Below are 14379 nucleotides of genomic sequence, written 5' to 3'. Positions count from 1 at the left end.
ACCCTTATTGTTTTCAGCGGTATTTAAGCCCTTCTGATAATGCCCAATAGTAATGCAATGACAGCTATTACCAGCAGCACGTGAATTAAGCCGGTTGCCGAATAAACAAATACGCCTAATAGCCACCCGATAATCAGGATAACGGCAATGATGTAAAGTAAGCCTCTCATGGTAAGATGTTTTAGTTTGAATATTTATTTATCAAATAAACCAAAACCACACCAAAAAGTTGTCTCAAAATAAAAAACCCTGCTAATACAGGGCTTTTTAAATCGTAAAGAAATAATTATTACTTATTAGAAATTAATATTCATCTTCATTGAAGAAGAAATCGTCTTTTGTAGGGTAATCAGGCCATATTTCTTCTATATTTTCGTACGGTTCGCCGTCATCTTCCAAAGCCTGTAAATTTTCAATTACTTCTACCGGCGCGCCTGAACGGATGGCGTAATCAATCAATTCGTCTTTTGTAGCTGGCCATGGAGCGTCTTCCAGGTGTGATGCAAGTTCAAGTGTCCAATACATATTTAATATTTTAAAGGTTCTAAATTTGAGTTTCTATTTTTCCGCAAAAGTATAATAATTTCAAATTGATAATCAAATAAAATTATTCATTTTTCTTATACTCTTGGTATCCAATGATTTTCAGGGATATGATGTTCGTGTGCAATCATTCGCGCAAGGGTAAAAAGGTAGTCGCTCAGCCTGTTCAGGTACATAATTACCTTCTCGTCAACTTCGCTTTCCTCTGCCAAATGTGTTGTGATACGTTCTGCGCGGCGGCAAACGCAACGCGCCACGTGGCAATAAGACACGGCATTATTACCACCGGGCAATATAAAATGTTTTAGTTCAGGTAAACTTTCATTCATGCGGTCCATTTCCTGCTCCAGCAATTCAATATCGCTTAAATGCAAATCGGGTATCACCATTTTAGAACGTTCCGGGTCCGCCGCTAAAGATGCACCAATGGTAAACAGCCTGTCCTGAATCTCCTTCAGCAAATCCCGCTGCTGTGTGCTGATCTCCTGGTCTCGGATCAGGCCGATATACGAATTCAGCTCGTCTACCGTACCGTAGCTCTCTATGCGGATATGGTGCTTTGGCACACGCGTACCGCCAATAAGCGAGGTAAAACCTTTGTCACCCGTTTTGGTATATATCTTCATAGTGGGCGCAATTAAGTAATTTTGCAGGGGTTTTAGCACAAGTGTGAATAATTATTTAAATGTGCATATTTAAACCAAACCCGCTTTTAAACATCTTAGAACCATGATACAATACCGCTTTAAACTCAGATTCTGGCTGATCATTACCGCCCTTGTTAGTACGATTGATATCAGTTGCGGTAATGCGGGTAAAAAAGACATGAAACAGGCGCCATCAACTCCGGCAAAATCTGACATTACTACCCTGTTAAGCGAGAAACAGTTTAATGATCTGTTCCCCCAGCGGAACAAAATATACACTTATGCCGCTTTTGTGAAAGCAGCGAACGACCTGGCAAAGATCAAGGTACAGGTAACCCGCCGGGCGGTATCCGTCTACCAACTCATCCGTACAGATAAAACTACCGGCAAGGCTGTTACTGTGAGGCAGGATGAGGATTGGAACGAAGCGTGGGCAAAACAAAAGCCTGACAGTACTTACACCATAGATTATGGCAGGTTTTGTAATGAGGGCGATACCCAGACACGCAAAAGAGAACTGGCGGCGTTCTTTGCGCAGATTGCCCATGAAACCCGTTTTGGCCAGAACGGCGCTTATAACGATGGACTGATGCTAACGCACGAGAGCAATACCAATCTGGATTATTTTGGCGACAGCGACGAATACCCACCGGCCAAAGGACAGAAATACTATGGCCGCGGACCAATGCAGATCAGCTATAATGGTAACTACGGCTACGCTTCTGACTGTATCTTCGGCGACAAAAAAATATTACTGAACAATCCGTCATTGGTGGAAACAGACCCGGTTATCGCTTTTAAAACAGCCATCTATTTCTGGATGACCCCGCAGACTAAAAAACCTTCAGCCCATGATGTGATGACCGGCAAATGGCAGCCAAAGGCAGATGACGTTGCTAAAGGACGGAAGCCAGGTTTCGGCATGACGATCAACATTGTTAATGGCGAAGTGGAGTGTAACCATGGTGATAATACCAATATGCAAGACCGCATTGGCTTTTACCAGTTCTTCCTGAAGAAATTGGGCACCTCAGATCCAGACTGCGCGTGCTCTTGCGGAACCATGCAACCGTATAAATATTGACAATAAGAAGCGTGGAGGCGAGTATTGGTTGCGAGTTTTCAGTTACGCGGCGCGGGGTTCGAGGAGCGGGTGTGCGCGGTTGCGAGTAACATAGATAACTAAATTTTCACGCGGAACTCGCAACTCGTAACTGGCAACTTAATTAGCAATCGCTATCTCCTTCTGAAACAGGATGGCATAGTCATTATTAACATCGTTGTACAGTTCAAAAGTTACATCAGCCGCATCGTACTTCAGGTTAGCCGCTCCGGTTGAAAAGCCGTAAAAAGCATTGGTATTTGAAGTAGATCCTTTATAATCGCTCGTTTTTATGTTGATGTAACCATACCCCGTCTGGTACTTTATTTTATTGACGGTTCTGTACAAGTTTCGCGAGATATAAATATTTTTAAATGGCAGCGTAGCCGGCAGGCGCATTTCAAAATAAGAATCTGTTGGATAATACCCTACTGCGAACGTAATGTTATATAGCGCACTGTAAAAGTATAATGCAGAAGCCCAGGTATCGTAAGGCTTGTCAGAAGCTGCAATGATGTTGCTGTTCTTTGAGGTGCTGATGGATGTGGTATTTCGGAACATCTTGCGCGTTCCGGCGCTATCCGCCGTTGTGTAGATTTTGGTAAGCGCCGAATAGGTTCCACTTGGCAATGAGCTTAGCAAGAAACTATAAAAAGTACCTTCGCGCAACCCCTTTTTACGGATGGTATCAGTGCTGGAGGTAAACGTACAAATCACCGAATCAACACCGGTAATAGGCACTGTAGCACTCGAAAAAGCAATGATCAGTTTATTGTTGGTATCGGCTGCAGGTTCATCGTCCCCCTTGGTACAGCCGCTAAAAGCCACTGCTGCCAAAGCAATTATCCACAAAAACCTAAGACGATAAAAATCACGCATATATTAGCCCAAATACTTTGATAAACAGGCATAAAGATAAGCAATTTTATTTCAAAGGCGAGCGGGAAGCGCAGAGTGGAAAGCGAAAATCCGTGTTAAAGAAGTTAGTAAACAATATCAATGACTAATGACCAGTAGCCATTGACTAATGACCAGCGATTTATCATCCGCAACTAATGATCAATGACCACTAACGAATGCGTCCATGACTAATGACTAACGACCAAATGACCGGTGACCAATGACTGATAACGAATGCACCAATGACCAACTTCTACTCTTCTACCGCCAAACTGCGGTCTGTTTTGGAGATATTGATATTGGCGTAATCCTTTTCAATCAATCCATCGCGCATACGCACAATGCGGTGTGCGTGCAGGGCAATATCCTCTTCGTGAGTTACTAATATAATGGTATTCCCCTTTTCGTGGATGTCCTCCAGCAGGCCCATAATTTCGATGGATGTTTTGGTATCCAGGTTACCGGTAGGTTCGTCGGCCAGGATGATGGAAGGGTTATTGATCAGCGCACGGGCCACTGCCACGCGCTGCCGCTGACCGCCCGAAAGCTCATTGGGTTTGTGGTCCATACGGTGCCCAAGACCTACATTCTTCAATGCGTTACCCGCACGGTTCATCCGCTCCTCCTTACTCACACCAGAATAAACCAGCGGCAAGGCCACGTTATCCAGCGCAGTATTGCGGGGCAGCAGGTTAAAGGTTTGAAACACGAAGCCAATTTCTTTATTACGCACCTCGGCCAGTTGATTGTCCGTCATGTGGCTTACGTCTATCCCGTTCAGCACGTAGCTGCCTTTGGTAGGGGTGTCCAGGCAGCCTAAAATATTCATCAAAGTAGATTTTCCTGATCCCGAAGGGCCCATCAGCGCTACAAACTCGCCTTTATTAATCGTTAACGAGACTGATTTTAACGCATGAATTACTTCTGCGCCAATTACATACTTACGGCCAATATCGGTGATGGTAATCAGGGGCTCCATTTAGTTTTTTGAGGGTTTGACTGCCGCACGTAGCTAAATGTTACAGGCTATCTTCACTTTTTGGCTGGCTGCCCGTGCCATGCTCTTTTTTATTCAGCACTTTGGCAACCTTAAAATAGTCGGCGGTTTTAGCAGGGGCGTTCAACAGTGCCTCTTCGTGGGTGACAAGTTGTTTAACTTCATCTGCACGAAGCACGTTTACTTCACCAGTCATGTAAACCAATGGTTCAACATCGGCAGTGTCCACCTCGTTCAGCTTATCCATAAAATCCAGGATGCGCGTCATGTCTGCCTTCAACTCGTGCTTTTCTTCTGCGCTTACTTCCAACCGGGCCAGGTTAGCAATTTTATCTATGGTTTCTTCAGTAATTTTCATGTGTTTGTTCCAACTTTTGCTGCATCAGTTTAAATACACGGTCTTTCAGCAAATCTGCATCATCTAAACTCATGTCCGCCGTCTCAATAGGCTGATGAACGTAAATATGACAAACGCCGGGTTTGCTGCCTCTTTCAAGGCCGGTATCCCACAACACCTGCCAGGTATTTAACGAAGTTACAGGAATTATCGGTATTTTAAGCTCTATAGCCAGTCGAAAAGGCCCGTTTTTAAACTCGTGCAACCGGGGCGGATAATCATCCGGAATTTTCCCTTCCGGAAAAATAATTACACTCTGCCCCTTTTGCAGTCGCTCTGCTGCCGTTTTAAAAGCGCGGAAAGATGATATTTTGCTTTCGCGGTTCACCGGGATATCGATGGTTTGAAAGAATAATTTCGTCACGATATTATCCAGCAGTTCATCCTTACCAATGAAGCAATAATTGCCTTTTACCAGAATACTTGCAGAGGAAATATCCAGGTTAGAAGTATGGTTGGGGCAAATGATATAGGTACGAGTCCAGTCGATCGGTTGTTCGAATTGAAAGCGGTAAAAAATCCCGGCCATGGTAGACCCGCACCAGGCGCATAACCGTCTGAAGAAATTAAGCCGGGCATAGCGTTCAGGCTTACGCGAATGATAGTAAAGAAAGGGCCACCAAAGGAAAAAGAAAAAGGCCTGGCCATAACGGTAAAAATGTGCATGGGCCTTCTTCAATAGTAATTTCATCGCGCTCAAAAATATAAAAAATCCTTACTTTCGCCCCCTATGGAAACTGTTGTTAGCGGTATTCGTTCTACCGGGAAATTACACCTTGGAAATTATTACGGAGCTATTCAAAACTTCGTAAAAATGCAGCACGAATACAACTGTTATTTTTTTATAGCCGACCTGCACTCTCTGACCACACACCCAACGCCAGATGATCTGCACGGCAACGTAAAACATGTTTTGGTTGAATATCTGGCCGCCGGGATAGACCCCGACCGCGCCACCATCTATATACAGTCTGACGTACCGGAAATTGCAGAATTATACCTGTATCTGAATATGAACGCGTATTTGGGCGAACTGGAGCGCAGTACCTCTTTTAAGGACAAGGTACGCGCCCAGCCGGATAATGTGAATGCCGGATTATTAACGTACCCTGTACTGATGGCTGCAGATATCCTGATCCACAAAGCGACTAAAGTGCCCGTTGGCAAAGACCAGGAACAACACCTGGAAATGGCACGCACTTTTGGCAACCGCTTTAACCGGCTTTATAACCACGATTATTTCCCCGAGCCTTACGCATTCACCTTTAGCGAAAACCTGGTAAAAATTCCGGGACTTGATGGTAAAGGTAAGATGGGAAAATCTGAAGGCGAAGCCAATGCCGTATACCTTTCAGATACGCCTGAAGTGATACGTAAGAAAGTGATGAGGGCTGTTACTGATAGCGGCCCGACCACAGAAAACCAGGAAAAACCGCAGGAAATTCAGAACCTTTTCGACCTGATGAAGGTGGTTTCGACCGAAGATACTTACCAGCATTTTGACGGCCTTTACAATAATTGCCAGATCCGTTACGGCGACTTGAAAAAACAACTGGCCGAAGATATGATCATCGCTACAGCACCCATCCGGGAAAAGATTAATGATATTGCTGCCGATTCTGCCTACTTACGCCAGGTGGCGCGCCATGGCGCCATCAAAGCCCGGGAAAGTGCGCAGAAAACAATCAAGGAAATACGGGAACTGATCGGTTTCAGAAGTTTTTAAACCTCACCCAACCCTCTCCTGAAGGAGAGGGCTTTTTGGATAAATATTTTATATTAGCGAAAACTAAGAAAAAAGTCCTCTCCCCTGGAGAGGATTAGGAGAGGTCATATGCACATTGCCGTTGTTGGAAATATCGGAGCCGGAAAAACCACGTTAACAGAACTGCTGGCTAAGAATTACGGATGGGACCCGCTTTTTGAAGCGGTGGATAACAATCCCTACCTGGAAGATTTTTACGGCGACATGAAACGCTGGAGTTTCAACCTGCAGATCTACTTCCTGAATAGCCGCTTCCGCCAGATTGCTGAAATTCAAAAAGGCACCAAAGACGTTATACAGGACCGCACCATTTATGAAGACGCCTTCATTTTTGCGGAAAACCTGCACGACATGGGGTTAATGACCACCCGCGATTTCGAAAACTACAACAACATCTTCGAGAATATTACTTCGTTCATCAAACCACCTGATCTGCTCATTTATCTGAAAGCGTCTGTACCTACGCTGGTGAACAACATCCAGCGCCGCGGCCGCGAGTATGAAATCGGTATCCGGTTAGATTATCTTTCCAAACTGAACGAAAAGTACCAGAAATGGATATCCGGCTATGACTTGGGCAAACTGCTGATCATCGATATGGATAACCTGGACTTTGCCAACAAAACCGAAGACCTGGCATTTATTGTCGAGAAGATAGAACGAGAAATACACGGATTATTTTAGTTACGAGGTTCGGGTTTTAGGTTACGAGTTTTATTCTGGCCTCAGACTCACTATTCATACTCGCAACACGCAACTCAAAACTGGCTACTGAATGAACATTTTAGGCATCATCCCTACGCGCTACGCTTCCACCCGCTTCCCGGGAAAACCACTGATTATGCTGGATGGCAAAAGCATGATCCAACGCGTTTACGAGCAGGCTAAAAAGTGTACGGCAATTACAGAAGTGGTGGTTGCAACGGATGATGAGCGTATTTTTAGTCATGTGCAGGAATTTGGTGGCAAGGTGGTCATGACTGCATCTGATCACCAAAGCGGTACCGACCGCTGCGCCGAAGTAGCGGCAAGCCATCCAGAATATGATGTGGTAATTAACATCCAGGGCGATGAACCTTATATCGACCCGGAACAGCTAAGTAAAGTAGCGGCCTGTTTTACGGATGAAACTGTGCAGATTGCCACCCTGATTAAGAAGATTACCCGCGCCGAAGAGCTTTTTAACCCGAATGCCCCAAAGGTGATCATCAATAAGTTTGCAGAGGCTATCTATTTCTCCCGCTCACCTATCCCCCATGTGCGCGGCGAAGGACAGGCTGACTGGCTGTATAGCTACACCTATTTTAAGCATATCGGGGTATATGCCTACCGTTCTGATATCCTGCAGGAGATTACCAAACTACCTGTTTCCTCTTTAGAAAAAGCCGAAAGCCTGGAGCAACTGCGCTGGATAGAAAATGGCTATCGCATTAAAGTAGCGGAAACAGAACTGGAAACGGTGGCCATTGATACCCCGGACGATCTGAAGAAACTGAACCAGAAATAAGCTTTATAAGCCGGCAAAATAATCATACCCTCTTTCTGCCCAATAATCTGCTGGTCGCTCATTGCTGAAGAATATGGTGCCGATCTGCTTCAGGTTTTTTATACCATACTTAACCGGGATAATCAGCCTTAAGGGCGCACCGTGATCAGGGGTGATCGGCTGCCCGTTCATCTCATAAGCTAAAATGGTTTGCGGATGCAACATGCTGGCCGTATCAACCCCGACATAATATTTACCATCGGGTGTTTTCAAACCTACGTGTTTATTCATTAGCTCGTTTTGCAGATTGAAATGTTTAGCGAAGTCGGCGAACTTTACGCCCGCCCAGCGTTGAACTTGCTCCCATCCTTCCACGCATTTAAAATCAAATGTCAGGTCTGTTTTAGGTAAAGCTTTAATTTCAGCTATGGTAATCGCGGTAGTTGTTCCGTGGGCTTTCACCAATTGCAGCTTCCAGTCTTCAATCGCCTTTGCATCCAACCCTACGTCACCGTTCACTTTTGGCGTCTTCACAACTGCAGAAGCAGGGTACGTTTTCGCCAGATGATTACCTGGAACAGCTTTATCAAACACCTGCTCGTTTGCATTCAAAACACCACGAAGCGTTTTACGGGCACCAGCTGTAGCGCCTTCTGATTCGAGCGGCTCGTGATACAGTCGGTTCCAGCCAAAATAAGCAGCGATACCGCCCGCGCCTAACGTCAGGAAAGACAAAAACGTACGACGGTTTACCTTCTGCTTATCATAAGGCTCGCCTTCGTTAAACCGCTGTAGATCGTCTTTATTCTGTTCTTTCATGGCTTGTCAAAGTTTCGTCAGGCTTTTGCTTAAGCTCAAATCCGGTTACCATCGCCCGGAAGTTGTTCCACCCGGCTAAGATCACTTGTACAATATGTATCACAAAAAACAGGCAATAGCCAATGGTGAGCGCGAAATGGATGATCCGTGCAAAACGGTATCCGCCAAAGATCAACACCAGCCAATTAAACTGTACAGGCTTATAAATAGCCAAACCTGTAAGCAGAGAGCCCAGGCCCATCACAATCACGGCGGAATAAGCAATGCGCTGAGCGGCGTTATATTTCAATTGAGCAGGCGCAAATCTACGGATATGCAGATCATGAAGGATCACCAGCCAGGCTTCCTTCCACGAATGCCTGTCGGGTAATAAGTAGCGCCATTCGCCTGAAATGATGGTATACAGCACATACAAAAAGCCATTGATGGCAAACAGCCACATAAAGGCAAAGTGAAAAGCCATCCCTTCAGATAGCCGGTGGTTGATATTATATTTATCATAAAACCACTGTGGAAAAAACTTCACCCAGGTGGTGCCGAAGAATTTGATTTGATAAGGATCATAGGCCCAGTAAATCAAAATACCGCTCCAGACCATCACCGCCAGTAACGGAAAATTGATCCAGTGGAACCAGCGGATAGCTATGGGGTGCTTATTAATCAGTCTTTTCACTAAATAAATTTACGGTATATACGTACACTTCGTCGTAAAAAGATGAAGGGCCTTACACCAAAAGTAATATTTTTTTGATGCAAGGCCCTTATCGCCATTACTAAGCTCGGTTTAATCCTGGTCTATTTCCAGTTTGCCTTCGATAGAATCGTCTAAAGTTTTACCTAAAACGGCGCCAATGGCTTGCTTTGCAAAAGCAATGGCATTACCATGTTTGTTGTCCCAATAGTAACCTTCGGTAGGTTCTACTTTCACCACAGAAATGCGCGGATCGTCTTCACCCTCAGTAAACCAGGTCTTTAAAATCGGCTGCCATAGTTCTTTGATCTTTTCTTTATCATCGCTGATGGTTGCCAGACCGTAGATATTCAGAAAGTTTGAGTGCGCGCCGCCCTGGAACAACAGGTGCACAAACGGATCAGTGCTGATCTCTTCATTCTTATGGCTGTCTTTCGCACTCAGGAACCAGATGTTACCCTCGTCATCGATCTTCTGAATGCTCATCGGCCGAACCGAAAGTGGGATACCGGTTTTAATATTGGTAATAAAAAAGCAAGACTCTGCCCCTTCTGCCAGTTCTTTTATTTTCTCATAAGCCTCTTGCCCTTCCAGGTTCTTTACGTTTTCTTCAGGCTGATTTTGATTAATGCTATCCATAATTTTCGATTGGTAGTGTTTAAAGAAGGATAACATCCGAACGGATAGATTGTGTGCAAGCCCGAAGCAGTTTTCAGCTCATGGCTTCAATGAGTGTGACAAGGTGATTTTCCAGTTTCATTTTCCTGATCTTCTTACTCCGCTCTATGCCAATTATTTAACCCTCACCACGCTTCTCCACATTTGTTTATTTTATCCACAGGTAACGCCTGCCCCGAAAATTTTGCTACTTTTGTATCCCGTACACAAACAAATCATGACTAAATATATATTTGTTACGGGCGGCGTTACTTCGTCGTTAGGCAAGGGTATTATATCTGCCTCATTAGCCAAACTTCTTCAGGCACGCGGTTACCGCGTTACCATCCAAAAGTTCGACCCTTATATCAACGTCGATCCCGGAACATTAAATCCTTATGAGCACGGCGAGTGTTATGTAACCGAAGACGGTGCTGAAACCGATCTTGACTTAGGCCATTACGAGCGCTTTCTGAACACGCCGACATCGCAAGCCAACAACATTACTACCGGCCGTATTTACCAAAACGTGATCAACCGCGAGCGAGAGGGTGCTTTCCTGGGTAAAACAGTTCAGGTTGTTCCTCACATTACAGACGAGATCAAACGCAACTTTCGCATTTTGGGCGAAAGCGGTAACTATGACATCGTGATCACCGAAATCGGCGGTACAGTAGGTGATATCGAATCATTGCCTTTTGTAGAGGCTGTACGCCAGTTCCGCTGGGAATCCGGCATCAATGATTCACTGGTAATTCACTTAACGCTGATTCCATTCCTGGCTGCTGCGGGCGAGTTGAAAACCAAACCAACACAACACTCGGTGAAGATGTTGCTGGAATACGGTATCCAGCCGGATATTTTGGTTTGCCGTACTGAACATCATTTAACGGCAGATCTGCGCAAGAAAATTGCCCTTTTCTGTAACGTAAACGTAAATGCGGTTATCGAGTCTATCGATGCTTCTACCATTTACGATGTGCCGTTGCTGATGTTGAAAGAGCAGCTGGACCGCACCGTATTAAGCAAACTGAAGCTTTCTTCTAAAAACGAACCCGATCTGGAAAGCTGGAAAGATTTCCTTGGTCGCCTCAAAAATCCTACTGCCGAAGTACGCGTTGGCCTGGTGGGTAAATATGTGGAACTACCTGATGCTTATAAATCCATCACCGAAGCGTTTATACATGCCGGTGCCAAAAACGAATGTAAGGTACGTGTAGATTACATCCACTCGGAGCAATTAACCAAAGAAAACGCCATTGAGCGTTTAAAAGGCTTGCATGGCGTACTGGTAGCCCCTGGCTTTGGCGAACGTGGTTTCGAAGGCAAAATAGAAGCCATCCGTTATGTACGCGAGAATAACATTCCATTTTTTGGTATCTGCCTGGGTATGCAATGTGCCGTGGTAGAATTTGGCCGTAACGTATTGGGCCTCGAAAATGCCAGCAGCACTGAAATGGATGCCAATACCCCTTACCCGGTCATCAGCATGATGGAAGAGCAGAAAAACATTACTGCCAAAGGCGGCACCATGCGTTTAGGCGCACAAGCCTGCGACCTGAAAAAAGGAAGCAAGGCGGCTGCCATTTATGGCAAACAGCACATTATGGAACGCCACCGCCACCGTTACGAGTTTAATAACGAGTACCTGAAACAGTACGAAGAAGCGGGCATGATCCCATCTGGTGTTAACCCTTCTAACGGCCTGGTAGAGATTGTGGAACTGAAAAATCATCCGTTTTTTGTGGGCGGTCAATTTCACCCCGAATTAAAGTCGACAGTTGCTAATCCTCACCCACTTTTTGTTAACTTTGTCGCCGCTTCGCTGGCTTACGCCCGTAAAAGCTAATTGTACGATACATAGTAATGGATAAAAATCAATTCACAGGGTTATTCCTGATCATGCTGATCATGGTGGGCTCGTTCTTTTTGCTCAAACCATCAGCAGAAGAAGTTAAGAAAGAACAACTACGCCAACATAATGATTCGCTTCGCCGCGCAAGCATTACCCGTGCTTCAAACGCAAAACCAACTGCCAATGCCGCTGCAGCACCTACAGTAGATTCTGCTGTTTTAAAAGGTCCGTTTGGTGGCGCCATCAGCGGTACCGAGCAATTAATTACTTTAGAGAATAAAGACGTTCGTTTAAAAGTAAGCACCCACGGCGGCCGCATTTACTCTGTCGAGCTGAAGAACTATAAAACTTTTGACAAAAAGCCGTTGATTTTATTCGACGGCCCTCAGAACCACTTCGGTATTAAATTAAACGCAGGTGGCAAAAGCTTCAATACAGACGAACTTTATTTCACTCCGACTACACCGCAACCGGCTAACGGCGCATTAACCATGCGTTTAAACTACAGCCCTACCCAGTACATCGATTATGTATATAACGTAGGTGCAGAAGGCTTTAAGGTTGGTTTTGATGTGAAACCTGTAGGTATGGACGGCGTGATCAGCAGCAAAGAGCTTACCCTTAACTGGGCTTCAAGCCTGCATAAGCTGGAAAAAGACATCCATATGGAGCGCCAATATTCAACCGTTTACTATCACGATGTGGATGGTAATGTGGATTACCTGAGCGAAGGAAAAGACGACAGCAAGGCTATCGGCAGCGATGCCAAAAAACTGAACTGGGTATCGTTCAAGCAGCACTTCTTCTCAAGCGTACTGATCTCTAAGAACGGTTACAAACGCAGCAATTTAGCCGTGTCTACAGATGTAGTTTCAAGCGACATTAAGCAAATGAAGGCAGACCTGGCTATCAGTCCGGATGCTTCGGGAGCCTATCCTTTCGAGTTTTATTTCGGTCCGAACCAGTTCAGCGTGCTCAAAGCACAAGGCAACGACCTGGAAAAACAGATTAACCTGGGTTGGGGACCATTAAAATACATTAACCGTTTTGCGGTGATCCCGGTATTTAACTTCTTGCGCCAGTTTAACTGGGGTTACGGGTTGATCATCCTGGTGCTGACCATCCTGTTAAAATTGGTGCTGTTCCCGCTTACTTATAAATCATACCTGTCTATGGCAAAGATGCGCGTGCTGAAGCCGGAGATGGACGAGATTAAGGGTAAAGTAGGCGAAGACAACCCTACCCTGCTACAACAGGAATACATGAAGCTGTACCGGCAGGCAGGCGTGAACCCACTGGGCGGTTGTTTACCATTGTTGCTGCAAATGCCGATTGTGATTGCATTCTTCCGCTTCTTCCCGAGCTTATTCGAGCTACGTGGACAGAGCTTCCTTTGGATGCATGACCTTTCTACTTATGATGCATTGGTCACCTTCGCGCCACTGCCATTAGTTGGCTGGAACCACATCAGCTTAATGTGTTTGTTGATGACTATTTCAACACTGATCATCACTTACTTTAATAACCAGACTTCAGGCGCTACCGGCCAGATGAAATACATCGGTTATATTTCACCGCTTATTTTCTTTGGTGTACTGAACAGCTACCCTGCCGGTTTGAACTATTATTACTTCCTGGCCAACATGATCACCTTCCTGCAGCAAATCTTCATCCGCCAGTTGGTTGACGATAAGAAGATCCATGCGCAGATCCAGGATAATAAGAAAAAGCCTGAAGCCAAAAAGAAAAAGGGCGGCTTCAGCGCTAAACTGGAAGAAATGATGCGTCAGCAACAAGCGCAGCAATCCCAGCAACCGAAGAAGAAATAATTACTTATTGATAAATTATTGGTGAGTACTTGCTCATCACTGCATATAGAGCCACGGTTATCCGTGGCTTTTTTTGTTTTCGTAAATTGTCATTGCGAGCGCAGCGTGGCAATCTGCTCGCTATTAAAAAATAGGATGAGATCGCCACACTCCTTCAAAGTGCGAAATGACAAAAACTAACAACGACGGTTATGTTAACCAGTGTCCTTTCGACGAGGCACGAGGAGAAATCTTCTTAAGGGACAAAATGAAGAGATCCCTCTCCTTCTCCTTTTGGCAGCATGCCCCCCCCCGCCGACCCCTCTCAAGAGGGGAATTCTAAACGAAGAAGATCTCTCACTACGTTCGGGATGACAACGAAAGAGTTATCATTTACGAAAAGTGCAGTAAATAGAGTAATGCAGCCGCTCGCTTGCAGTGGCTGTTGCACAACTACGTTAATACGCGGGGGATATAAAACTTTTCGGACTTTGATTGCCATATGACTACTGTATTTGTGATGAAGCAGATAGTTTCTCTATAGCGACTTATTACTACTATTGCAAGGCTCGAAAGGTGTTTATGTTTGTGTTTGATCAACTTTTTCAGATTATATGCGATTCCGGCCAGTAACATGCATTTATTGGCAGCCTTTAAACCTTTGGTATATACCTTTCGCATGCCCAGGTATTCTGTCAGCGTACCAATAACC

The 14379-nt window shown here is 45.1% G+C and carries 17 protein-coding genes; 6 read left to right on the top strand and 11 right to left on the bottom strand.

What is annotated here, in order from left to right; translation table 11 throughout:
• Positions 1 to 23: 23 nt before the first annotated feature.
• The 3 genes from MUY27_RS14415 to MUY27_RS14405 form a co-directional block, all read right to left on the bottom strand.
• On the bottom strand, positions 24 to 170 hold the full coding sequence (locus MUY27_RS14415; RefSeq protein ID WP_245130957.1) for a lmo0937 family membrane protein: 147 nt from the start codon (positions 168 to 170) through the stop codon (positions 24 to 26).
• 133 nt (positions 171 to 303) lie between these two features.
• Positions 304 to 525, bottom strand: coding sequence for a DUF2795 domain-containing protein (locus tag MUY27_RS14410; protein ID WP_002996718.1), 222 nt, complete (start codon positions 523 to 525; stop codon positions 304 to 306).
• A gap of 95 nt (positions 526 to 620) precedes the next feature.
• Entirely contained in the window at positions 621 to 1169 is a 549-nt protein-coding gene (locus MUY27_RS14405; protein ID WP_245130954.1) for a cob(I)yrinic acid a,c-diamide adenosyltransferase, read from the bottom strand.
• A gap of 103 nt (positions 1170 to 1272) precedes the next feature.
• Here MUY27_RS14405 and MUY27_RS14400 point away from each other — a divergent pair, with 103 nt between their 5' ends.
• The gene (locus tag MUY27_RS14400; RefSeq protein ID WP_245130951.1) at positions 1273 to 2274 is read left to right on the top strand and encodes a chitinase; all 1002 of its coding nucleotides are present in this window, start codon (positions 1273 to 1275) and stop codon (positions 2272 to 2274) included.
• A gap of 138 nt (positions 2275 to 2412) precedes the next feature.
• Here MUY27_RS14400 and MUY27_RS14395 read toward each other — a convergent pair whose 3' ends face one another.
• The 4 genes from MUY27_RS14395 to MUY27_RS14380 all read right to left on the bottom strand — a co-directional run bounded on the left by MUY27_RS14395 (position 2413) and on the right by MUY27_RS14380 (position 5277).
• A complete protein-coding gene (locus MUY27_RS14395; RefSeq protein ID WP_245130949.1) occupies positions 2413 to 3171 on the bottom strand; it encodes a hypothetical protein in 759 nt (252 codons plus the stop codon).
• A gap of 274 nt (positions 3172 to 3445) precedes the next feature.
• Positions 3446 to 4171, bottom strand: a complete 726-nt coding sequence (locus tag MUY27_RS14390; RefSeq protein WP_274709921.1) for an ABC transporter ATP-binding protein — start codon at positions 4169 to 4171, stop codon at positions 3446 to 3448.
• 40 nt (positions 4172 to 4211) lie between these two features.
• Entirely contained in the window at positions 4212 to 4547 is a 336-nt protein-coding gene (gene gatC, locus MUY27_RS14385; RefSeq protein WP_245130946.1) for an Asp-tRNA(Asn)/Glu-tRNA(Gln) amidotransferase subunit GatC, read from the bottom strand.
• Positions 4534 to 5277 (bottom strand): lysophospholipid acyltransferase family protein, encoded by a 744-nt coding sequence (locus MUY27_RS14380; RefSeq protein ID WP_245130944.1) that lies wholly within the window; start codon positions 5275 to 5277, stop codon positions 4534 to 4536. Before MUY27_RS14380 ends, gatC begins: the two co-directional genes overlap by 14 nt.
• Before the next feature lie 39 nt (positions 5278 to 5316).
• Between MUY27_RS14380 and trpS the strand changes: the two genes are divergently transcribed.
• The 3 genes from trpS (at position 5317) to kdsB (ending at position 7858) form a co-directional block, all read left to right on the top strand.
• Positions 5317 to 6312: a tryptophan--tRNA ligase gene (gene trpS, locus MUY27_RS14375; protein ID WP_245130943.1), complete on the top strand. Its 996-nt coding sequence runs from the start codon at positions 5317 to 5319 to the stop codon at positions 6310 to 6312.
• Positions 6313 to 6420: 108 nt separating this feature from the next.
• Complete coding sequence (locus MUY27_RS14370; protein ID WP_245130940.1) at positions 6421 to 7035, top strand: deoxynucleoside kinase; 615 nt, start codon at positions 6421 to 6423, stop codon at positions 7033 to 7035.
• A gap of 91 nt (positions 7036 to 7126) precedes the next feature.
• A complete protein-coding gene (kdsB, locus tag MUY27_RS14365) occupies positions 7127 to 7858 on the top strand; it encodes a 3-deoxy-manno-octulosonate cytidylyltransferase (RefSeq protein WP_245130938.1) in 732 nt (243 codons plus the stop codon).
• A 3-nt stretch (positions 7859 to 7861) separates the two neighbouring features.
• On the opposite strand, the gene MUY27_RS14360 is transcribed toward kdsB, so the two are convergent.
• The 3 genes from MUY27_RS14360 to MUY27_RS14350 all read right to left on the bottom strand — a co-directional run bounded on the left by MUY27_RS14360 (position 7862) and on the right by MUY27_RS14350 (position 9986).
• Complete coding sequence (locus MUY27_RS14360) at positions 7862 to 8656, bottom strand: molybdopterin-dependent oxidoreductase (RefSeq protein ID WP_245130936.1); 795 nt, start codon at positions 8654 to 8656, stop codon at positions 7862 to 7864.
• The gene (locus MUY27_RS14355; RefSeq protein WP_245130933.1) at positions 8640 to 9329 is read right to left on the bottom strand and encodes a cytochrome b/b6 domain-containing protein; all 690 of its coding nucleotides are present in this window, start codon (positions 9327 to 9329) and stop codon (positions 8640 to 8642) included. The genes MUY27_RS14360 and MUY27_RS14355 overlap by 17 nt, the downstream gene beginning before the upstream one ends.
• Before the next feature lie 111 nt (positions 9330 to 9440).
• On the bottom strand, positions 9441 to 9986 hold the full coding sequence (locus MUY27_RS14350; RefSeq protein ID WP_245130930.1) for a pyridoxamine 5'-phosphate oxidase family protein: 546 nt from the start codon (positions 9984 to 9986) through the stop codon (positions 9441 to 9443).
• Between the two features lie 256 nt (positions 9987 to 10242).
• Between MUY27_RS14350 and MUY27_RS14345 the strand changes: the two genes are divergently transcribed.
• Together MUY27_RS14345 and yidC are read left to right on the top strand one after the other, a co-directional pair.
• A complete protein-coding gene (locus tag MUY27_RS14345; RefSeq protein WP_245130929.1) occupies positions 10243 to 11853 on the top strand; it encodes a CTP synthase in 1611 nt (536 codons plus the stop codon).
• Between the two features lie 17 nt (positions 11854 to 11870).
• The gene (gene yidC / locus MUY27_RS14340) at positions 11871 to 13688 is read left to right on the top strand and encodes a membrane protein insertase YidC (RefSeq protein WP_245130927.1); all 1818 of its coding nucleotides are present in this window, start codon (positions 11871 to 11873) and stop codon (positions 13686 to 13688) included.
• 432 nt (positions 13689 to 14120) lie between these two features.
• Here yidC and MUY27_RS14335 read toward each other — a convergent pair.
• Positions 14121 to 14379, bottom strand: a 259-nt coding sequence (locus tag MUY27_RS14335) for a hypothetical protein (protein WP_245130925.1), incomplete at its 5' end; no start/stop codon positions are given.

Source organism: Mucilaginibacter straminoryzae (assembly GCF_022953055.1).
Lineage (GTDB): Bacteria > Bacteroidota > Bacteroidia > Sphingobacteriales > Sphingobacteriaceae > Mucilaginibacter > Mucilaginibacter straminoryzae.
This window is presented reverse-complemented; position numbering and strand designations above follow the sequence as displayed.